Origin of the sequence: Pseudotenacibaculum sp. MALMAid0570, from assembly GCF_040151415.1 — a bacterium.
Lineage (GTDB): Bacteria > Bacteroidota > Bacteroidia > Flavobacteriales > Flavobacteriaceae > Polaribacter.
In genome coordinates this window covers 14,479-36,067 of record NZ_JBDKWF010000049.1, presented here as the reverse complement: position 1 = coordinate 36,067, position 21,589 = coordinate 14,479, and the positions used below count along the sequence as shown (strand labels likewise).

The following is a 21,589-nucleotide window of genomic DNA, read 5'->3' as shown; positions in this document are numbered from 1 at the left end:
TTTCCTTACATTTTTAACACTTTTAATTATGTTTTTAAGATTTTATTATGTGTTAATTAACATTTGTCTTTGGTTTTTAACAGAAAATTAAGATATTTAACGCAAATAATTCAAATACTCAAATAAATGAAAACAAAGTTTAAAGGAATTTTGACGCTTTTTCTTGCGTTGATTGTGCAGGTTTCGTTTGCACAAGAAAAAACTGTTTCAGGAACGGTTTCTGATAGCTCTGGAGGCTTACCTGGGGTAAGCGTTTTGATTAAAGGAACGACTACAGGTGCTGAAACAGATTTTGATGGTAAGTATAGCATTAAAACTAAAGTTGGCGATGTTCTAGTGTATAGTTATCTAGGATACAAAACTGTGGAAAAAACGGTAGGCGCTTCTAACACCATAGATGTAAGTATGGAAGAAGATGCTAACGTTTTAGAAGAAGTAGTACTTACCGCATTAGGTACTGAAAAGAAAAAAGATGATGATCTTAGTTCAACAAGTGTTGTAAAAGTAGCTCAGCTTCAAAAATCAGGTGAAGCAGGGGTACTACAAGGATTATCTGGAAAGACTTCTGGTGTAAATATTACTAGAAACTCTGGAGATCCAGGTGCTGGTGCTTACATTCAAATTAGAGGTCAGAATACAATCTTAGGAGATAGTAGCCCACTTATTGTATTGGATGGAGCAATTATTTCTAACTCATCTATTGGAGGTGGTACAGCAGGTGTTGTACAACAATCTCGTTTAAATGACATCAACCCTGAAGATATTGAGTCTATTTCTGTATTAAAAGGTGCATCTGCTGCAGCTATTTACGGAACTGGTGCTGCAAATGGGGTATTAGTTATAAAAACTAAAAGAGGTAAAGGAATTCAAGGTCGCTGGAAAGTAGATGTGAAATCATCTATTTCTTTAGATCAAGTTAATAGAGAATGGGACAAGCAAGGTATCTATGGTCAAGGATGGAGAGGTGTTGATCACCTTACTGGATCTGGTCAATCTAATACTGGTTTCTCTTATGGAGCTAGAATTGCTGATAGATCTGGAGGACCTGATACTGTGAATACAACTGGAGCTTACTTCCAAGCAGATAATGGAACTCTTTACTATCCAATTACTCAAAAGAATTCTACTGAAGTATTTAATGATGCGAACAGAAATGCAGTTTTTAAAACTGGTGTTATATTAGAAAATAACTTAAGTCTTAGTTATACTGGAGAGAAGAGTAGAACTTTTGCTAGTATCTCTAATTGGGATCAAGACGGTATATACCGTGGAGCATCTGACTATAGAAGAACTAGTGTACGTTTAAACAACGATACTGATTTTTCAGACAAACTTACATTAAAGATGTCTGCATCTTATATTAATATAGAATCTAATCGTGTACAAACAGGATCAAACTTGAATGGTCTTTACTTAGGGTATTTAAGAACATCTCCTGATTTCGACATTAGAGATTATAAAGGAACTTATTTTAGTTCTACTGGTATTCCAACACCAAACTCGCATAGAGGTTATAGACAACATTTAGGTTCTTCAAGAACATTCAACCCAGCTACGGGTACGTTTAGCTATAATTCTCCTGCTTATAACAATCCATTATGGACAATTAATGAGCAGAAAAACCTTAACGATGTAAACAGATTTATCGTTGCTCCTGAATTAGTTTTCAAGATTAATGACAATATGGTTTTAACAGGACGTTATAGTGTAGATTATTACCAAGATAATAGAGTTCGTTATGAGCCAGCTGGATCTGCCGGAGGTGGAACTAACGGTGAATGGGGTGAAGACAGAATTACTGAGAGTAACCAAAACTACACTGTATTCTTAACTGGTAACTACAACATTAATACTGACTTGAGACTTGACTATACAGTAGGTACTCAATTTTTCCAAAATGCATACAGACGTTTAACAGTTGGTGAAAACAACTTTACAAACCCTGATGAAGTATTCTTAAATACTGGTAATGCTACTTCTTTAAATGCTACTAGAAGCTCTTTTACTTCTAAGACTAGAAAATCAGGAGCTTTTGCATTATTGAACTTTGATTACAAAAACGAGTTCTTATTAGAATTAACAGGTCGTGGTGAATATGTATCTAGCTTACCTAATGCAGGTATGATCTTTTATCCAAGTGCTTCTGCAGGTTGGAATTTCACAAAACACATAGAGGAATTAGATTTCCTTTCTTTTGGTAAAGTAAGAGTTTCTTATGGAGAGGTAGGTATTGAAGCTGCTCCATACTCTACTTCTACTGTAATTACTACAGGAGGTATTACTTCTGGATGGGGTGATGGTTATGACGGTTCTTTATTTGGGAATCCTTTAACTCAATCAGCTACTAGAGGAAATCCTAACCTTAAAGAAGAGCGTATTAAAGAAATGGAAATTGGATTCGATACTCGTTTCTTAGACAATAGATTAAGTCTTTCATTTACTTATTATAGTAGAACTTCTGATGATGTTCTTTTAAATCTTCCTTTAGCTCCTTCTACAGGATTTGGTTCTCAGTTAGTAAACGCTGCTGAAATCTCTAACAAAGGGGTTGAAATAGACGTTACTGGTAGAATCATTCAAAAAGAAGATTTACAATGGAACATGAATGTTAGCTTTACTAAAAACAAAAACTTAGTAGAAGACTTAGCGGGTAGTGCTTACTTCGGTTTAAATGGATTTACATCTAACTCTTCAGGTATTGCAGAAGGACAACCTTTCGCTGTATTAAGAGGAACTGCTTATGCTAGAGATGCAAACGGAAACTACATTTTAAATGCTAACGGTTTCCCAACTGCTGCTGCTACTGAAACTTACTTAGGTGATCCAAACCCAGATTGGAGAGGAGCACTTGGAACTTCTGTTTCATATAAAGGATTTACCTTATCTGCTTTATTAGAAACATCTCAAGGAAATGATGTTTGGAATGGTACTAGAGGGGTATTAAACTTCTTCGGTATTCACCCAGATACTGCTGTTGAAACTGTAGCTTCTCAAAATCTTACTACTGCTGGAGGTAATACAATTACTGCTGGAACTAGATTTAGAGGTTATGAAGTTGACTTTGGAGCAGGACCAGTTGCTGTTGACCAAGATTGGTGGACAACAAATGGAGGTGGATTTGGAGATGTAGGTGAGCCTTTCTACGAAGATGCTTCTTGGACTAGATTAAGAGAGATTTCTTTATTTTATGAATTCCCAAAGAGTGTAACTTCTAAGTTAAAAATTGACAATATTCAATTAGGTGTAACAGGAAGAAACTTATTATTATGGACTAAAATCGATGGTTTTGATCCAGACAATAACTTAACTGGTGCATCTAAAGGTAGAGGATTAGAGTATTTCAGCAACCCTGGAACTCAATCTATTATTACAACTTTACGTGTTTCTTTCTAATTATGAGAAAACAAATTAAAATATATAAAATGAAAAAAATATTAGCTTATAGTATTCTTTCAGTTCTCTTTTTAACACTTTCGTGTGAAAGTTACACTGAAGATCTTAACACAGATCCTAATAACTTTTCTAGTGCTCCACCAGAATTGATTATTGGTCAAGCCCAACTTGGATGGATGCAGCTAGTTACTTCAAATAGTGCTAGATATGCAGGTATCTTTATGAATCATTTTACAGGAGAAGACAGACAATACTTAACTGTAAATTCATATTCAACTACGGCTGCAGATTATGATGACACATGGGATGATGCCTATGTTGATGGTATAGAGCAAGCTCAATTAACAAGAGAATTAGCTTTAGAATCAGGTAATACACAATTAGCAGGAATTGCTCAGATTGCAGAAGCTGCTTTATATGGAGAAATGGCTGCTTTATTTGGAGACATTCCATTTAGCCAAGCAGGTAATGCAGATGAATTTCCAAATCCTGCTTATGATGCACAAGCTACTGTTCTTGCTGGGGTTCAAAGTTTATTAGATCAAGCAATTACGAATGTAGGTTCTGCTAGCGCTTCTTTATATGCTGGAAATCGTCTAGCTAGTGGTGCTACTTGGGCGGAAATTGCACATTCTTTAAAAGCTCGTTATTATTTAGTTGCTAAGGATTATCCTAATGCATTAGCTAGTGCTCGTCAAGGTATTGATACACCAGCTAAGAGTCTTACCACTATACATACTACAGCTACAAGAACTGAAAATTTATATTATCAGTTTATTGTAGACAGAAGAGATGGTTATCTTGGAGCTACAGATTCTCACTTAGTACATTTATTAAATGGTACTGTAGCTAGATTAATTGCTACTCCAGGTGATTCAGATAGATTTACATTCTATTTTAGCCCAGCTGGTACAGGACATGTTCCAAATACTTCAGCTACTGGAGTTTTTGCAGAAACTGCTCCAATGAATCTTATTTCTTATGTAGAAGTTAAATTAATTGAGGCTGAAGCAGCTAACCGTACAGGTGATGCTGGAGATGTAACTGCGTTCAACGAAGTTAGAACTCATTTAGCTGGTCAATTTGGAGGAAGCTTCCCTGCTACTGCATCTGCATCAGGTAGTGCAGCTTTATTAGCAGAAATTTTAGAAGAGAAGTACATTTCACTAGTTGGTGAATTACAACCTTTCCATGATATCAGACGTACGAATAATTTATTAAACGTACCTCCAAAAACTGGATCTGTAATTCCACAGCGTTTTATCTACCCACAAGTTGAAGTAGATACAAACCCTAACACACCATCACCAGTACCGGATTTATTTACAAAAACACCTATAAATCAATAATTTTAAAATTTTCATTGTATTTAGAGAGGCGTTGCAATTTGCAACGCCTCTTTATCTTTTCATAGTTTTTATCCTTTTAAACCATCATAATTTTAAATTACTAAAATTGCTTACACTTCAATAGGAGCCTTAGTTGCTTAACATTCTGTTAACCTTTTTAAGTTTTTTTTTGTTAAAAAATTGGAGTTTTAAGTTTATTTTAAGACTTTTGGCATTAATTAATTCAAATAATTATACAATGAAGACAAAGTTTAATGGAATTTTAACGCTGTTATTGGCGTTGGTTGTGCAGGTCTCTTTTGCACAAGAAAAGACTGTCTCGGGTACTGTAAGTGATGTTGACGGCACACTTCCTGGGGTTAGTGTTTTAATTAAAGGTACTACTAGTGGTACTGAGACCGACTTTGATGGAAAGTATTCTATCAAAACCAAAGTTGGTGATGTTCTTGTATTCAGTTATCTAGGTTATACTAGCGTAGAGAGAACTGTAGGTTCATCAAACACTATTAATGTTGTACTTAAAGCAGGTGAGGTACTTGATGAGATTATTGTAACTGCCGCTTATGACATTAAAAGAGCTAAGCCTACTGTAAACTCGTCAGTAACAACTTTAAGTGCTGAGACGATTGAAGGTAGACCTAATGCTTCTATTGTTCAAACATTACAAGGACAAGCAGCAGGGGTAAACATTACTACTGGATCAGGACAACCTGGTGCTAATAGTTTTATTACTATTCGTGGTATTGGTACTATTAATGGTGATACTGAGCCATTATTTATTATTGATGGGGTACCAGTTGATGGTGATAACTTTAGAAGTTTAAACCCAAACAATATTGCTTCCGTTAACGTACTGAAAGATGCTGGTGCGACTGCTATCTATGGAAATAGAGGTGCAAATGGGGTAATTATTATTACTACTAAAGGTGGTAAATTCAATAGTAAATTACAAGTTGAGTACAACTACTTAAACAGTTACTCTACTTTACAAAGCAATGATTTCAACTTAATGGGTTCTAGAGAGCAGTTAACTTTAGAGCAAACTTTTGGAGCTGGTAGAGGAGCTTCTTTAACTACTGCTGAGATCGATGCTTTAGCTAATGCTGTAGATACAGATTGGAGAGACGTATTCTTTAGAACTGCTGTAACACACAGTCACAACTTAAGATTATCTTCTGGTTCTGAAACTACTGCTACTAACGTATCTTTAGGATTCTTCGAGCAAGAAGGGGTTCTTCAAGATAGTGATCTTAAAAGATTTAACCTTGATATAAAAATCAACGGAACTAGTGAGAATAAAAAGTTCAACTACGGAATATCTTCTTCAATGAACTATTCTAAGAGTAACGAGCCTAACAGTATTGGCTCTGGAGCAATTAACAGAAACTATGTACTTGGTGCATTTATGTCTGTTCCTTACATCTCTCCAGATGAGTATACTAATGGAGCTGCATTATTATCTCCGCTATTATTCTCAAATACTCCATTATTCTTATTAGATAGATTAGCAACTTATACTCGTTTTGAGGAAGAAGTAAAAGTTATCATGGCATTAAATGCTAGCTATGAAGTATACGACGGATTAAAAATCAACTCTAGATTTGGTATGGATTATATCGAAGAGATTTTAACTAGAGCTGAGGGTCCTACTTCTTTTAACGCATTACTTTTTGCTGCTTCTGGAGACAACACTCCTGGTTTTGTTTTCCAACAATCAAATCGTTTTGCTTCTTTCAACTTAGTAAACTCTCTTAACTATTCTACTATTATTGATGACAAGCATACAATTGATGCTGGTTTATATATGGAGGTAGTTAAAACTCACTTTAGAAACTTCGGTTTCAGACAAAATGGTTTAGACCCAAGAACATTCTATCCTGGTGATGGATCTGGTTTCGTTGCAGATAATGCTACTAACGATTTCTACGTAGGTACGCAAAATGCAAACATTGGAGAAACTGGACTTTTATCTTATTTCGCAAACGTTGATTACGATTATGACAAGAGATTCGGATTTACAGGTACTGTAAGACGTGATGCTTCTTATAAATTTAGAACATCTAACCGTTGGGGTACTTTCTACTCTGTAGCTGGTAGATGGAATATCGATAAAGAAAGCTTTATGGAAGATTCAGCTTTCGGATTATTAAAATTAAGAGCTTCTTGGGGTAGAACGGGTAACCAATCTGCCGGTGGAGCTAACACAGTATTAGATTTATTCTTCACTGGAGGTGGTTATGGTGGATCTAATGCATTATTTGTAGGTAGTGTTGCTAACCCTGACTTTAAATGGGAAACAACTGAGCAATTTAATGCTGGGGTTGATTTCGAAGTTTGGGATAGAACTTTAACTGGTACTTTAGATGTATATAGAAGAAATACAACTGGTTTATTTGTACCGCTACCAACTCCATCTTACTTTGGTGTAACATCTATTAGTGCAAACAGTGATGGTAACTTAGTAAATAAAGGAATTGATTTAACTTTAGGATATACTCCTATTCAAACTGAAGATTTAAGATTAAAGTTAAACTTTACAGGTAACTACAATATCTCAGAAAGATATGGAGCTAACCAAACTGGTATCGAAGAAGGAGGGAAATTAGGACAATATTTTAATATTCCTTACGCAGGAGTTAACCCAGCTAATGGTAACTTATTATTCTTAGACATTAACGGAAATGTTACTGAAAACCCTGATGCTAATGCTGACAGAAGGTTTACAGGTAAAAATAGCCAGCCAGATGCAGTAGGTAGTTTTGGTTTTGAGTTAGATTATAAGAACTTCTTCTTAACTACTCAATTTAACTATACTATTGGAGTAGATCGTTTTGACTTTGATTATGACGATGCTATCGACCCAACTGCTATTGGACAGTTCAGACACTCAAGAGATTTATTAAGAGCTTGGACTCCTACTAACAGAGTAACTGATATCCCTGCTCTTAGAGCTACAAACTTAGGGGTAGCTGGATCAGACAGATTCTTATTTAATTCAGATTATGTAAGATTACGTTTCATTCAATTAGGATATAACTTTACGAAAGATTTATTAGACAAATTCAACTTAAGCAAGCTTAGAATTTTCTTCAACGGAGAGAACTTAGTTACTTTCACAGGATGGAGAGGATACGATGCTGAAGGATTTGCTAGTACTTCTAGAGGTTATCCTACTCCAAAAACAGTTTCTTTCGGTTTAGAGATTGGATTATAATAAGTAAAACACACAAGAAATTATGAAAAAATTATTAAGTATATTAACATTATCACTTTTCGTTTTCACGTCTTGTAATGATGTTATTGATATCGAGCAACCCGGTACATTACTTGCTGAAAATGCTTTCAAAACCGTTGAAGATTTACAGTTAGGGGTTTCAGGTATCTACAATAGATTAGACAACACAACTCAAATCCGATTCAACTCGGTTTACACAGATGAGTTAGCTATCGGTGATGATAGTGGAGGACAAAACGTTACTCAGTATTCGTTATTTTTAACTCCAACAAGTGGAATGGCCGCTACTCTATGGAATGGTAGCTATATCACATTGAACCAGATCAATAAGATCTTAGTTGCTGCCGAATCTATTCCTGTAGCAACAGGAGAGCAGGCAGACTATAATAACGCTATTGCTGAATTAAAAGCTATTAGAGCATATATACATTTTATGCTTACAACTTATTTCACTACTGATTATACAGATGATAGTGCTTTAGGAGTAATTGCTTTATCTACTATTCCTGGGTTAAATGAAGATTTACCTAGAAATACTAATGGAGAAGTATTCGCTATGATTGATGCTGACTTAACAGCTGCTGCTGCAGGTCTTTCTAATCAGTCTAGTAGAACTTTTATCAGTAGAGATTTTATTACAGCATTAAGAGCAAGAATGGCTGCTTACCGTGGTCAGTACACTGCTGCTGATGGATACGCTGCTACTTTAATGGCAAACTATTCTATCGCTAATCAAACACAGTTCTTCAACATGTGGAGTGATACTGATGATACAGAAATCATTTTTGAGTTAGAAAGAAACGTTGGTGATACTTATGACCGTCAGGCTACTGGTGGTGGTGGATGGGCAGGAAGCTTGTTTGCTTTCGTAAACAGTACTGCTTCTGGATCTCCATTCATGGAAATGAGTAGATCATTATACAACCAATTAGATGCTGTAGCTGGAGATGTTAGACTTGCTAGATACATTGACCCTTCGTCAACAATTAGCGCTACTCCTACTACTAGTACAGATGATTACTTAGTAACTAGAAAATATCCTGGTCACCAAAGTCAACCATTAATGAATGATATCAAACTTTTCAGAACTGCTGAAATGTTATTCATTAGAGCTGAAGCTGCCGCTGATGCTAATAACTTAGGTGGTGCTGCTACTTACATCAAGCAATTAAGAGATGCTCGTTTTGGAGCTGCTCAACCATTGCCAACATATGCTTCTCAACAAGAAGCTTTTGCAGCAATCTTAGCAGAAAGAAGATTAGAGCTTGCTTTTGAAGGTCACAGATGGGTAGATATTAAGAGATTAGGTGCGAGAGCAAATGTTTCTATTGATAGAGATCCTATAGACTGTACAGTTTTTAATGCTTGTTCATTAAGTAATTCGGATCACAGATTTACAATGCCAATTCCATTAGGTGCAATTGACGTTGATGCTGCATTGGTTCAGAACCCTGGATATTAATCTTTAAATTTAGAAAAAATGAAAAAACTTTCAATATTAGCATTTTTCCTAACGATAGGATTATTTTTTACAAGTTGTGAAGAGAATACAAATCCAATATTTGATAATGTTGGCGGTCAGACATTAGCTCAACTTTCTAGAAGCGCTGGAGTACTTTCTACTCCTGTTGCTGGAGCTTCAATGACTGTTGATGTAATGGTTACAACTGTTTCAAACAGTGATAGAACTATTTCTTTTGTAACTGGAGCTGATAATACAGCTACTGCAGATCAGTACCAAATTAGTGGTGCTGTTATTCCTGCTGGAGAGTATGTAGCAACTGTTACAATTTCAAGTGTTTTTAGTGGATTACCAGATTCAGGTAGTGTATTCTTAGATTTAGACCTAACAGGAATCGAAGGATCTGACACTTACGTTGAAAACGGAAGTATCTTAATCGAAATGTTTAGAAAATGTGATATCCCTGATGGGAATTACGTTATCGACATGCAAGATTCTTATGGAGATGGGTGGAATGGAGCTTCAATTACTGTTGTAGTTGATGGTGTAAGCACTGATTACACTGTATCCGCTGCTCAAGGTACAGCTGCTCAACATATTATAGCTGTTCCTTCAGGAACTCAAGAGTTAACGTTTGCATACTCAGGTTCTTGGGATAGTGAGATTACTTTCCAAATAACTTCGCCAAACAATGTTGTTTTCGCGAACCTTGGAACCTCACCTCCAATAGGAGATATTCCTTACAACCCATGTAATATTTAATATTACTTGAATTATATAAAAACCACTCTTTCTAGAGTGGTTTTTTTATGCAATAAAATGACTACTTTTGCCTCGTGAATCAGACTACAAATATTTTCGGACTAAGGGCTATTATAGAAGCTATAAATAGTGGATCTACTATTAATAAGGTTTACCTTCAGAAAGGATTAAGAGGAAATCTTTTCTTTGAGTTAGAATCTCTTATTAAAAAAGAAAGAATCGCTACAAGCTTTGTACCTGTTGAAAAGTTAGATCGTTTATCGAAGAATAAAAATCATCAAGGCGCAGTTGCTCAAATTTCTCCAGTAGAATTTGAAGATATCGATCTATTGATTGAGAATACACTAGAAAAAACCTCTTCTCCTCTATTCATTCTTCTAGACCAAATTTCTGACGTAAGAAACTTTGGTGCAATTATTAGAACTGCAGAATGCACAGGGGTAAATGGAATCATCGTACAGCAAAGTGGCAGCGCTCCTGTTAACGCAGAAACTATCAAAACGTCTGCTGGAGCAGCATTTAAAGTCCCAATTTGTAGGGTAAACCATATTAAAGATGCTATTTATACATTACAAGCATCTGACATATCTGTAATTGCAGCAACTGAAAAAACAGATAATTTGATATACGATTTAGATTTAAACAAACCATTAGCAATTGTAATGGGTTCTGAGCACAGAGGAGTAAATCCTTCTGTTTTAAAAATAGTTAATGAAAAGGCTAAGCTTCCTATGCTTGGTGAGATTGATTCTTTAAATGTATCAGTTGCTTGTGGTTCTTTCCTATACGAAATTATTCGTCAGAGATTGTAATACGATCATCTTCTTTATCTTCTTTTTTCTCTATTAAATTACCGTTTTCATCAAATAAAAGATCAAAATCAGTCTTACTAAATTGATATTCTTCTTTTATGATTCCCTTTTTACGATATAAGTATGCTAAAACTAACCCTACCATAAATCCTGAAAGGTGACCTTCCCAAGAGATTCTATCTTCCGTAGGAAATACAAACCAAATCATACTTCCGTAAAGAAAGATTGTTATTAACGATAGAGCTATTAAACGAAAATGATTTTTGAAAATTCCGCTAAAGAAAATAAAGCTAAACAATAAATATACAACCCCACTTGCCCCAATATGATATGACTCTCTCGCTATAAGCCAAGTGATTAATCCCGAAAATAAAACTCCAAATATTAAAACCCTTGCCGCAACGCTTTTATAGAAGTATAAAAGACTCAGAGAAAGCACAAATAAGGGAATAGAATTGTTAAAAAGATGAGATGTACTGCTATGAATAAATGGAGAGAATAGAATGCCTTTTAAGCCTCCCAATTCTCTCGGTAAAATTCCATATTTATTAAAATTATATCCATAAGTGATCTCAAACCAATAGACAATCCAAATAATCAGCACAAACAGTGTTGATGTCCAAAACATTCTCTGATTAAATTTTAAATAAACATTATCATTCATGACTATAATATATCAAAAACAAAACCATTAGTAAAATTGGGAAGTTCTGTCATAAATCTTTCTTACTTTTATCGTTATGAATGCACCTTTGGCAGAAAGAATACGTCCAAAATCTTTAGAAGATTATATAAGTCAGCGACATCTTGTTGGTGACAAGGGTATTTTAACCAAAAGTATTCAACAAGGAGTTATTCCTTCTTTAATTTTCTGGGGGCCACCAGGTGTTGGAAAAACTACATTGGCAAACATTATTGCTGAAGAATCTAAAAGGCCTTTTTTTACTCTTAGTGCTATTAGTTCTGGAGTGAAAGATGTTAGAGAAGTTATAGAAAAGGCTAAAAAAGGTAGTGGTCTTTTTACTACAAAAAACCCTATTCTTTTTATTGATGAAATTCACCGTTTTAGCAAATCTCAGCAGGATTCTTTGCTCGGAGCTGTAGAAAAAGGCTGGGTTACTTTAATTGGCGCTACAACAGAAAATCCAAGTTTTGAAGTAATTCCTGCTTTGTTATCTCGTTGTCAGGTTTATATTCTAAATTCTTTTGACAAAGATGATTTAATAGCGCTTTTAAAACGAGCTATTCAAAAAGATGAATTTCTCTCTAAAAAGAAAATACGATTAAAAGAAACTGAGGCTTTAATACAGGTTTCAAGTGGAGATGCTAGAAAACTATTAAACATATTTGAACTTATTGTAGAAAGTGAGGAATCTATTACTATTACCAATAAGTTGGTTCTAGAAAAAGTTCAAAAGAATACTGTTAGATATGATAAAACGGGTGAGCAACATTACGATATTATTTCCGCTTTCATAAAATCTATAAGGGGTAGTGATCCTAATGCAGCTGTATATTGGTTAGCAAGGATGATTGAAGGTGGAGAAGATGTTAAATTCATTGCTCGCAGGATGTTGATTTCTGCTTCTGAAGATATTGGAAATGCTAATCCAACAGCTTTAATTTTAGCCAACAATACATTTCAGGCTGTTTCTACAATTGGCTATCCTGAGGCAAGGATAATTTTGAGTCAATGTGCTATTTATTTGGCTAATTCTCCCAAAAGCAATGCGTCATATCTGGCTATTAAAAATGCTCAACAAAAAGTACGGGAAACTGGAGACCTATCTATTCCTTTGCATCTAAGAAATTCGCCAACAAAACTGATGAAAGACCTAGGATACGGCAAAAACTATCTGTATTCACATGATTATGAAAACAATTTTGTTGCTCAAGAATTTCTTCCTGAAGAAATAGCAGACACAAAACTCTATGAACCAGGCAAAAATGCTCGAGAAAATAAATTTAGAGAACGATTACAGCAATTATGGAAAGGGAAATATAAGTACTAAAATTTAACTTTATATTTTTTAGTAATTAGTTCGTTATTATCATAATATTCAGCCAACCAATAATCTCCTTTTTTTACTAATGTCCCGTTTTTATCTTTGATAATGAACTTTTCTGGGTCATTCGTTTTCAGAAGTTCAAAAACAATCTGAGTTTTTGAGTCAACTAACTCATAGATACTTCCGTTTTTTTGCGCAACTAATGTTGGAAAACTATTACTAGACTTCTTTTTTACAGTAGTTTTTTTAGAAACCATTATAGGTTCTTTTTTAACTTCATCCTTCTTCTTGGCAATAACTTCTTTTACAGGCTCTTTCTTACTTTTTTGTAAACTCTCATCATATGAGTGGTTTATATTTTTAAGTTCGCTAAAAGAGGCTGTAATCGATTGATGATATGCTCTTTTAAGATCTTTAGCTCTCCCCTCACCTGTTATGGAAGTATACACTAACTTACCTTTACAGTCTCTAAGTTCTATTTTGGTTCTGGTAACAAATAAACCTGACCCTTTTTTTACAGTTGCAAAAAGTCCTAAACATTTATTCGCTGCTAATTCATTAGGAATTTCTTCATTATCAAGATAAGATTTAAAACCTATTCTATTGAACCAATATTTTGTTAAAGAACTAGATTTATAAGCATCTACTCTTTTTAAAAAGTGAAATTTACTATCTACAATTATGTATTTATATTGATTAAAATCGATTAAATCTTGAGCCTGAGTTGAAACTCCTATAAATAAGAATAAGGCGATTGTTAGGATATTTTTCATAATTAGTCTATTACCATATTTATTCCAAAGTTAATGGAAATATTACTAGCACTAAGTAAATCTGAAGCTCCCAACATATTATCTACCAATCCAAACACATTTACTTTACCCCATTGAAAGGTAAATCCAGAACCTATAATTGTAGCTGAGTAATCATTAATAGTATGCGTAACTTTAGTGTGAATCTTCTCTGACAATGAAGTTTCAAAAAAACTAGTGTACGAAAACTTTGGCCCGCTAGGTCTAAAAACACTATGTACTTGAAAACCTATTGCGTTATAGTAATACTGTTTTCTTGTATTTGCATAACATCTTCTTCTTCTAATTTCTCCAAAACTATACTTTAATGCAGCATTAAGCTTTGTTGGTCTCCATGAAGTATAGGCTTCTGCAGTTTCATCTGTAGGAACTTTATCATCAAAATCATCTTCTAACTCTTGCCAATAATCTCTGGGATTATCAGGATCATGCTGAAAATTAATTCCATCAAAAGTATAATCTCCTTTAGCACTATATACTCTTGTGTTCTTAGAATGTCTAACAAATCCTAAATCCAAAATACTACCTGTAAATTCCAATTGAGGAGTGAAATGATATGTTAATCCAAAATCAAATCCTATTCCCAAATTTCCTCCTAAAAACGTCTTAGATAATATACTTGTACCGTTGTCCAATACTTTATCGTTTGCACCAACTAATCCTGAGGTATAAATATTAACATTAACATCATTCAAGGATTGTCTTAAGATATTTTGTGGATTAGCAAAAGTGGTGAAAGTACCCGAATTGTGATTGGTTTCTATATTAAGGCTAGAAGAATATATCTTAACTCTAGCTCCGATATTTAATTTTTCATCAACCTTTCTTGAAATTCCAGCATGAAGAACACCTAAAACATCGGCTTTGACAGATAATTGAGAAAATGAAAAAGAACGATTCAAAAAATTTACATTTCCATAATAAACTAAATCTGCAATGTCTTTAGGAAAATAAGCAATAACATCAACTTCTTCGTAAAAACCAAAACTTAAATAGGTTCTATCATCATATCTATAACCACCATTTAAAATATCGATTCTGGCATTTAAGTTTATATAATCGTCTTGATCAATTTTATCTAAGACTCTACGAAACTTATCTCTGAAGCTTTGATTATCAGCTAAAAACAATTCTGACAAATCAAAGCCAGTTAGTCCAACATTTAAGTTAAAATTAGAAAATACTGGAATTCCATAGTGGTACTTAAAATTTGTTTCTGCTCCAGGGTTTAACATTAATGTTTGTGGAGTTTCTCCGAAAGAATAGGCTAGTTGTTGTTGTGAATTTACGTTGACACTAGAAAATACAACAAATAATATGCTTAGGTATAAAATCTTCTTCATATTCACTTCTTATAAATCTAAATAGAATATACCTACAGATTCAAATTTGAATCTTCTTTCTATGGTTGGGTCTAAAACAACTCCCGTTGAAAGTATGTTTACTGTAACTCTTACTTTTGCTGTATTTAAAACTTGAGGATTATCAGCAATGAGAATATTTTGTCTTACTTGTAAATCACTAGTAAAAACACCAATAGGAATATCTGCAAAACTATATGTTATATTATCATCTATATCTAGGAAATCAACTTCTATTCTAAAAGCTCTATCAAATTGATTTGTTAACTCAAAAAGTAAATCAACTCTAGTTAAATTTTCTCTAACTGTAGTAGAATTAAAAAATTCAAGCTCAGTAACATCAGCTACTGCTTGTATTTCTATGGTACCTGTATCATCTAAAAAATCCGATTGATCTAACTCAAAATAAACTAATGGAAAGTTCAAAATAGGCTCTACATCTAAATTAACTTGATTGAAATCTGCATTGCTAACACATGAGTTTATAAAAGGAGAAAGAAGAAATAATAATATTAAGGGAGTATACTTTAATTTCATATCCTTTAAGGAATTCTATTGGTAATATATTATAAACGCTAAAGATATTGTTTTATTTCTAATAGGTGATTAACTGAGGTTACATTTTGAGGAATATTGTCTAAGTTTTCAGAATTATAATGAATTACATTCATTCCGCAATTAATTGCTCCTTGGATGTCAGCTTCTAAATTATCTCCTATCATCATAGAATTTGCGGCAACTGCATTGGTTTTTTCAATTGCATAATTAAATACTCTAGGGTTTGGTTTTTTTACACCAACAGATTCTGAGGTGATGATTTCTTTAAAATAATCTATGATTCCTGATTTTTGCATTTTTATTGTTTGTACCTCTTCAAATCCATTTGTTATGATATGCAAAGCATATTTTTCTTTCAAATATTCTAACAGCTCTGTCGTTCCTTCAAATAGATGATTGAAATTAGGAAGTTGTAAAATATATTCTTCAGAAAGATGATAAATCAAATCGTCATCAATAGAATATTCTAGTGCATCAAACGTATCTTTTAACCTAGAATATCTTAGGTTCTTTTTTGATATTTTTTCTTCTCTATATAGTTTCCAATACCCAACATTAATTGGAGAGTAAGCTTTCATAAAGTTATCAAACTCTAAACTAACACCGGCTTCGGGTAAGATTTTTTTAAATGCTAATGCCGAATTTTTTTCAAAATCCCAAAGCGTGTGATCTAAATCGAAAAATACATGTTCAATTCTCATTGTAATATTCTATTTTTGAAATAGATAAATATCTATGATTCTATCTAAATCGAAATTAACTGATTATATTTTTGTTAGTACTTTTTTTGGTATTCTAACAACTCTTTTGAATTACTCATTTGGAAATGGCGATCATTTAGAACAACTTCCAATCATTTACAAGTTTTATGACTCAAACTACCTAGTTAATGATTTCTTTGTAACTAGTAACTCTAATTTTTCTCCAAGGTACTATTACGCAAATTTAATAGCTTTCCTTGCTTCCTTTATTAATATTCCTACTTTATTTTTCTTTGGCACCCTGTTTAGCAATATTAGTGTTTCTATACTAACTTTTTTATGTGGAGAACACCTTTTTAATAGTAAAAAATCAGGAATCATTGCAGCAGCTATGATAATGACTATACCAACGCTGTATATGGGAAGTAGTGCAGTTTTATACGCAAGTATGTTCACTCCTACTACTCTGGGTTTTCCTCTATTATTACTATCATTCTATTTTCTTTTAAAAAAGAAAATTATTTATAGTCTACTAATTACTGGATGCATTTCTATTTTTCACATACTGATTGGTTTTGAATTCGGAATGCTTTTTCTTATTACTTATTTATTAGCTGATTACACTGATAAAAAAAGTTGGATTTCTATTGTTAAAAAAGCAAGCTTTGGACTTATCATTCTTGTTTTTCTATTGCCCAATATCGTTCCTCATTTTCAAAATAATCAAACAATTGAAAATAATCTTTTTATAGAAATATTAGCCAATTTTAGACATCCTCATCATTATGTATTGAGTGACATTCTTGCCAAGAAAGAATTATTACGTCTTGTGATTTTCTTAATTACCTTTTATTTTATCTATAGATTTTGGAGAAAAAATTCTGGAAACTCATATCACAAAGTTTCTATTTCTTTCATCATATTATCTTTGTTTCTATGCATCCTTTTTAATTGGATTTTTGTAGAATTAATTCCTGTAAAACTATTTACTAGTCTGCAATTATTACGTCTTTTAGATATTGGAAAATGGCTATTTATTCTCCTTCTAGCTAATTATATTTTTAAAGAATGGAAGCGTCAAACAATACATTTTAGCATTGTTATACTAGGTTCTATTGTGCTTGTTACTATATCTAGTTTATCGCTTATCAAAATGTTATTTATCACTTTGATTTTTTTTGCTATTATTTACTTGCTCTTCAAAAGAAAAAGAACAGCTCTAATGTTGTTTAGTTTCATAGCAATTAGTTTAGTTTTAATTACAAATAATCTTGAGTATGATTCATTAAAAAACTATCAAAAAACGTACTTTAAATCAGCTTACTTAACTAATCACCAAAAAAATATTTCTACATACATTCAAAAAAACACAGATAGTCAAAGCATTTTTCTTGTTCCTTATAACTTTGGTTTTCTTAGAACAGAGTCAAAAAGAGCAATTGTAACAGACTTTAAAGCTTTTCCTTTTCAAGAAACAGCTATGCTTGAATGGTATAACAGAATAAAGAATTGCTATGGTTTAAATAAAAAAGAGTTTACTAAAAGGTATAAAGAAATTTACGATGAGCATATTTTGAATTTAAAAGAGTTATATGAATTTGATTATGCTATCTTACACAAAGAAACAATAACAAAATTTCCTGTAATCTATTCCGATTTAGAATATAAAATCATAGATTTAAATTCCTATGCTCAGTAAACCAAACTTTTCTTCTATCTACATTAAAGGAACTATATCTCTTTTTAAGGGAAATTTTTGGGCGCAACTTATTGGGTTAGCAGGAACATTTTTTATTGCTGACCTTTATGGCTCAGATCTTTTGGGTGTCTTTTCAAAGTTTGTTAGCCTTTCTTCAGTTTTAGCAATTTTTTTAACACTCCGCTTAGAATCTGTATTTGTACTAAGTGAAAAAGGAAAAGATTTAAAAACAATTTTTTCATCAATTATTTACAGCATTTTTATTGGCTCTGGTATTTGTTTACTATTTATGCTTTTTCTACCTAATTCTTTTTTTCAAGGTATAAACTTCCTTAAAATCTATGTTGTTTTTAGTGTTATAGGGGCAATTCTAAAAGCTCTTGAAAGTTCTTATTTATCTTACTTGTTAAGTCAGAAATCATTTAAAGAAATAGCTTTCTCTAGAGTCCTTTTTACACTTATTAGATATACCATTCAAATAGGAATTTTCTTTTTTATTCCAGATTTTGGATTGATACTAGGTTTTATTACTGCTGCTGTTATTTTATTATTTTATTTTTATCAAAAAACTGGAAACCTCTTTACTCTCATATCTTTTCATGATTTTAAAAAGACTCTTAAAGACAATTTAAACCTTGTTTCTTACGGGGTTTTGTCTGATAATTTAAATGCTATCAATTTGAATTTAATTCCTATAATAGCAGGGATTTATTTTAGCGATTCTGAAATTGGCTGGTATTTCTTAGCCGTTGTATTGTTGTCTGCTCCAGTAACATTTATTAATACTTCTTTTTCTAAAGTCTTTTTTTTAAGAGCTTCAGAAATTAAGAATGATGATCAAACTCAGCTATACGGATTTGTAAAAAAATACACCTTCCAACTTTTTATTGGGCTGTTGATTCCTTTTCTATTAATATTCTTTTTATCTAATCCTTTCATAGATTTTCTTTTAAAAGATGAATGGTTAAAGGTTGGTTATTACATTCAACTTCTTTCAGTATTATACTATTTTAGAGCTATTTACAATCCTATTAGCTATTTAGAAGAAGTATTAAAAAAGAACCATATTGGACTTATTTTTAACATCTTTCTGTTACTAGGAAACTTATCGGCTATTTTTTATGGAGTATATATAAATAGCTTCTCCACTACTATAAAGATTATCTCTTTTATACTGCCTATTGGATATGGGTTGATGATTTTATATTTCTTACTTACAACTCGTCAATTACGATTTCAAAAAGCGCAGTAGAAAAGGTAAGTTGTTCATTTTTAAAAATGGATATTCAACTTGAGTAGCTCCAAAACTAAAAAAGTATTTTGCTACAGATGACATAGAAGATCCTCCAAAGTTAAACGTAGTAAACTCTTTACAATATTTCTCTATAGCTTTATCAATCAAAAAGGTATTTGCCCCGTTTTTTCTGTTTGAAAAATCTGTTGAGGAGCACAAAATAGTAACTTCTCCTTTATGCTTTAGAAAAAAAGCCGAGGCAACAAGTTGATCTTTATCATATACATTTAAGAGCTCTCCTACATCTTTCTTAATGGAAAGTTTTATTAATGCTTTCAAACTCAAATAATCTCTTTCTTTAATTGTTGGAATTCTCTTCCCTACATTGTTTTTAAAAAGTTCAATGAGCACTTCTTCATTATTAGTCCATTTTGCAGTAAGCTCATTTTTTTGCGCTTTATTAAGATCTTTCCTTCTATCTTTCTGATACAACTCTCTAACAGATGTATGATTCTTATTTAAATCTAATTTCTGAAAATATTTGAGGGGTTGATTTGCAACAGAATTTCCATAATTCATTCGAGATTCTACGTAATTAAATTTGTTTTTTAATTCGCATATAAAATCATCCTCATGAATCTTTTTGATTCTAGAAAAAATTCCTAATTGAAGTATCCATAAAGGAGGATAAACATATTTTATTAAATATTTTTGTCTAAAAGGAACAGGCATTACAGCTTCATAATCATTCAAAATAAATACTCCCCAATTTTCAACTGCTGTATCTAAATACCAAGAATAAGCATACAATAAACTCTGGTGAGATTCTTCTATACAAGCATCATACTTCTTGTCGTCAAGACTATCTCTATCAATATACTTAATCATCAATTGGTTTAATAATTTTTAGCATTGTTTCATAAACTCTTTGCCAACCTCTCCATCTAAGATAACCGCTAATGCTTTCGTTATGAAATAGAGTAATAAAAACCCCATCTACCTTTTTAACCTCTTTGTATAAATCTTTAATTCTTCCTAAAGATTGTTTAGGTGTTAAGCCCATATAGTCATTTAAGGTTGTATCCATTAAAGCAAAAGGAAAAACTTTTAACGGTGTTTGAATTTCAAAATCTAAGTCATAGAAATAGAATGGCGTACAAGTACTTGCTCTAAAACCCACATGACTTGCATATCCCATAGAATAGTCCTCTTCAATCTCTAAATCAATTAAATTCTGATACGTTTCAGGCAAACTGAATCTTAAAAAATGTTGTCTTGATTTAACAGTAGATATATTTGTAATACTCTCCAATCTCTCTTTCTCTTTCTTTAGCATATTACTATTCTTCATTGTAAAATATGATGGATGTAAACCTACTTTTGCATAATCTGCTATGTGTTTGATAAGCAACCTAAACTTATTTTTTGAAGCAGACACATTAGTGTCAAACGTTGTATAATCTGCTAGTAAAAAGAAAAAAATTGTTTTTATTTTATGTGTTGAACTTAAACTTAAAATCTTCTCAAAAACATTGTAAGGATCTTTTTTTATTCTAAGCAACACCATCAATCGATCCCAAAAACTTTTCAGCTTTAACTTGAAGAAATCATTAACAAACCCTCCTGAAGATCTAACAAAACTCTTATGCTTATAAGCATATGCATTGTCTACATCAATCGTAGATATATAAGTAAACTTTCTTTCTGGAAACTCATAATCTGTAAATCTTTCTTCTAATACTCTTTTAAGTTTTATTGCCCATATGTCTACAATAGGCTTTTCCAAAAAACGATATTTGTATGCCAAACTTTGCTCTGCATTAAATCGTTCATGAACATCTCTTACATGAGGTAAATATTCTTCATATCTAGAAATTAAGTAAAAACTTGCCGCGAAAATATCATACGGAATTGCTGATTTTGGTCCTGCGCTGAAAAAACAAGGGGTTTCCTCCCACTTTTGAATATTTATTTCTAAATCACTAACTCCTTGGTCGAATAACAAATCATGGCTTCTTATAAAAAACTCATTTCCTAATGGAACTTTTGTATAGCTTAATTTGGGGCCATTGTGAGCAACAAACTCTTCTACCTTAGAAGTAAAATCTATTGAAACTAATAAAATTCTTGAGAAAACATGTTTAAATATATACCGAACTCTAGGTGTAATTTTATGTGTGTAAACAAGAATCAAAACAACAA

The 21,589-nt window shown here is 32.5% G+C and carries 16 protein-coding genes; 9 read left to right on the top strand and 7 right to left on the bottom strand.

Annotation, left to right across the window (positions count from 1 at the left end):
- Positions 1 to 126 precede the first annotated feature (126 nt).
- The 6 genes from AAON49_RS10305 (at position 127) to rlmB (ending at position 11,013) form a co-directional block, all read left to right on the top strand.
- Positions 127 to 3,393, top strand: coding sequence for a SusC/RagA family TonB-linked outer membrane protein (locus tag AAON49_RS10305; RefSeq protein WP_349554449.1), 3,267 nt, complete (start codon positions 127 to 129; stop codon positions 3,391 to 3,393).
- A gap of 29 nt (positions 3,394 to 3,422) precedes the next feature.
- Positions 3,423 to 4,742, top strand: coding sequence for a SusD/RagB family nutrient-binding outer membrane lipoprotein (locus AAON49_RS10300; protein WP_349554448.1), 1,320 nt, complete (start codon positions 3,423 to 3,425; stop codon positions 4,740 to 4,742).
- A gap of 238 nt (positions 4,743 to 4,980) precedes the next feature.
- Positions 4,981 to 7,956 carry a SusC/RagA family TonB-linked outer membrane protein gene (locus AAON49_RS10295; RefSeq protein ID WP_349554447.1) on the top strand — a complete coding sequence of 992 codons (2,976 nt, stop codon included), beginning with the start codon at positions 4,981 to 4,983 and terminating at the stop codon, positions 7,954 to 7,956.
- Between the two features lie 22 nt (positions 7,957 to 7,978).
- Positions 7,979 to 9,439 carry a RagB/SusD family nutrient uptake outer membrane protein gene (locus tag AAON49_RS10290; protein ID WP_349554446.1) on the top strand — a complete coding sequence of 487 codons (1,461 nt, stop codon included), beginning with the start codon at positions 7,979 to 7,981 and terminating at the stop codon, positions 9,437 to 9,439.
- An 18-nt stretch (positions 9,440 to 9,457) separates the two neighbouring features.
- Positions 9,458 to 10,201, top strand: coding sequence for a hypothetical protein (locus tag AAON49_RS10285; RefSeq protein ID WP_349554445.1), 744 nt, complete (start codon positions 9,458 to 9,460; stop codon positions 10,199 to 10,201).
- A gap of 74 nt (positions 10,202 to 10,275) precedes the next feature.
- The gene (gene rlmB, locus AAON49_RS10280) at positions 10,276 to 11,013 is read left to right on the top strand and encodes a 23S rRNA (guanosine(2251)-2'-O)-methyltransferase RlmB (RefSeq protein ID WP_349554444.1); all 738 of its coding nucleotides are present in this window, start codon (positions 10,276 to 10,278) and stop codon (positions 11,011 to 11,013) included.
- On the opposite strand, the gene AAON49_RS10275 is transcribed toward rlmB, so the two are convergent.
- Positions 10,994 to 11,677: a rhomboid family intramembrane serine protease gene (locus AAON49_RS10275; protein WP_349554443.1), complete on the bottom strand. Its 684-nt coding sequence runs from the start codon at positions 11,675 to 11,677 to the stop codon at positions 10,994 to 10,996. The two genes, rlmB and AAON49_RS10275, sit on opposite strands and share 20 nt — an antisense overlap.
- A gap of 76 nt (positions 11,678 to 11,753) precedes the next feature.
- Between AAON49_RS10275 and AAON49_RS10270 the strand changes: the two genes are divergently transcribed.
- Complete coding sequence (locus AAON49_RS10270) at positions 11,754 to 13,025, top strand: replication-associated recombination protein A (protein ID WP_349554442.1); 1,272 nt, start codon at positions 11,754 to 11,756, stop codon at positions 13,023 to 13,025.
- Here AAON49_RS10270 and AAON49_RS10265 read toward each other — a convergent pair.
- Genes AAON49_RS10265 through AAON49_RS10250 form a run of 4 tightly spaced genes read right to left on the bottom strand, consistent with a single transcriptional unit; the run spans position 13,022 to position 16,454 of the window.
- Entirely contained in the window at positions 13,022 to 13,795 is a 774-nt protein-coding gene (locus tag AAON49_RS10265; RefSeq protein WP_349554441.1) for a hypothetical protein, read from the bottom strand. The genes AAON49_RS10270 and AAON49_RS10265 overlap by 4 nt on opposite strands.
- A 2-nt stretch (positions 13,796 to 13,797) precedes the next feature.
- On the bottom strand, positions 13,798 to 15,177 hold the full coding sequence (locus AAON49_RS10260; RefSeq protein WP_349554440.1) for a DUF5723 family protein: 1,380 nt from the start codon (positions 15,175 to 15,177) through the stop codon (positions 13,798 to 13,800).
- A gap of 9 nt (positions 15,178 to 15,186) precedes the next feature.
- Complete coding sequence (locus tag AAON49_RS10255; RefSeq protein ID WP_349554439.1) at positions 15,187 to 15,732, bottom strand: hypothetical protein; 546 nt, start codon at positions 15,730 to 15,732, stop codon at positions 15,187 to 15,189.
- 38 nt (positions 15,733 to 15,770) lie between these two features.
- Positions 15,771 to 16,454, bottom strand: coding sequence for a YjjG family noncanonical pyrimidine nucleotidase (locus AAON49_RS10250; protein ID WP_349554438.1), 684 nt, complete (start codon positions 16,452 to 16,454; stop codon positions 15,771 to 15,773).
- Between the two features lie 34 nt (positions 16,455 to 16,488).
- On the opposite strand from AAON49_RS10250, the gene AAON49_RS10245 reads away from it, so the two are divergent.
- Positions 16,489 to 18,153 carry a DUF6798 domain-containing protein gene (locus AAON49_RS10245; RefSeq protein WP_349554437.1) on the top strand — a complete coding sequence of 555 codons (1,665 nt, stop codon included), beginning with the start codon at positions 16,489 to 16,491 and terminating at the stop codon, positions 18,151 to 18,153.
- Positions 18,143 to 19,405, top strand: coding sequence for a lipopolysaccharide biosynthesis protein (locus AAON49_RS10240; protein ID WP_349554436.1), 1,263 nt, complete (start codon positions 18,143 to 18,145; stop codon positions 19,403 to 19,405). The genes AAON49_RS10245 and AAON49_RS10240 overlap by 11 nt, the downstream gene beginning before the upstream one ends.
- Here the strand turns inward: AAON49_RS10240 and AAON49_RS10235 are convergent.
- Both AAON49_RS10235 and AAON49_RS10230 read right to left on the bottom strand, forming a co-directional pair.
- On the bottom strand, positions 19,382 to 20,275 hold the full coding sequence (locus AAON49_RS10235) for a GNAT family N-acetyltransferase (protein ID WP_349554435.1): 894 nt from the start codon (positions 20,273 to 20,275) through the stop codon (positions 19,382 to 19,384). The two genes, AAON49_RS10240 and AAON49_RS10235, sit on opposite strands and share 24 nt — an antisense overlap.
- Positions 20,268 to 21,581 carry a polysaccharide deacetylase family protein gene (locus AAON49_RS10230; RefSeq protein ID WP_349554434.1) on the bottom strand — a complete coding sequence of 438 codons (1,314 nt, stop codon included), beginning with the start codon at positions 21,579 to 21,581 and terminating at the stop codon, positions 20,268 to 20,270. The genes AAON49_RS10235 and AAON49_RS10230 overlap by 8 nt, the downstream gene beginning before the upstream one ends.
- Positions 21,582 to 21,589 lie beyond the last annotated feature (8 nt).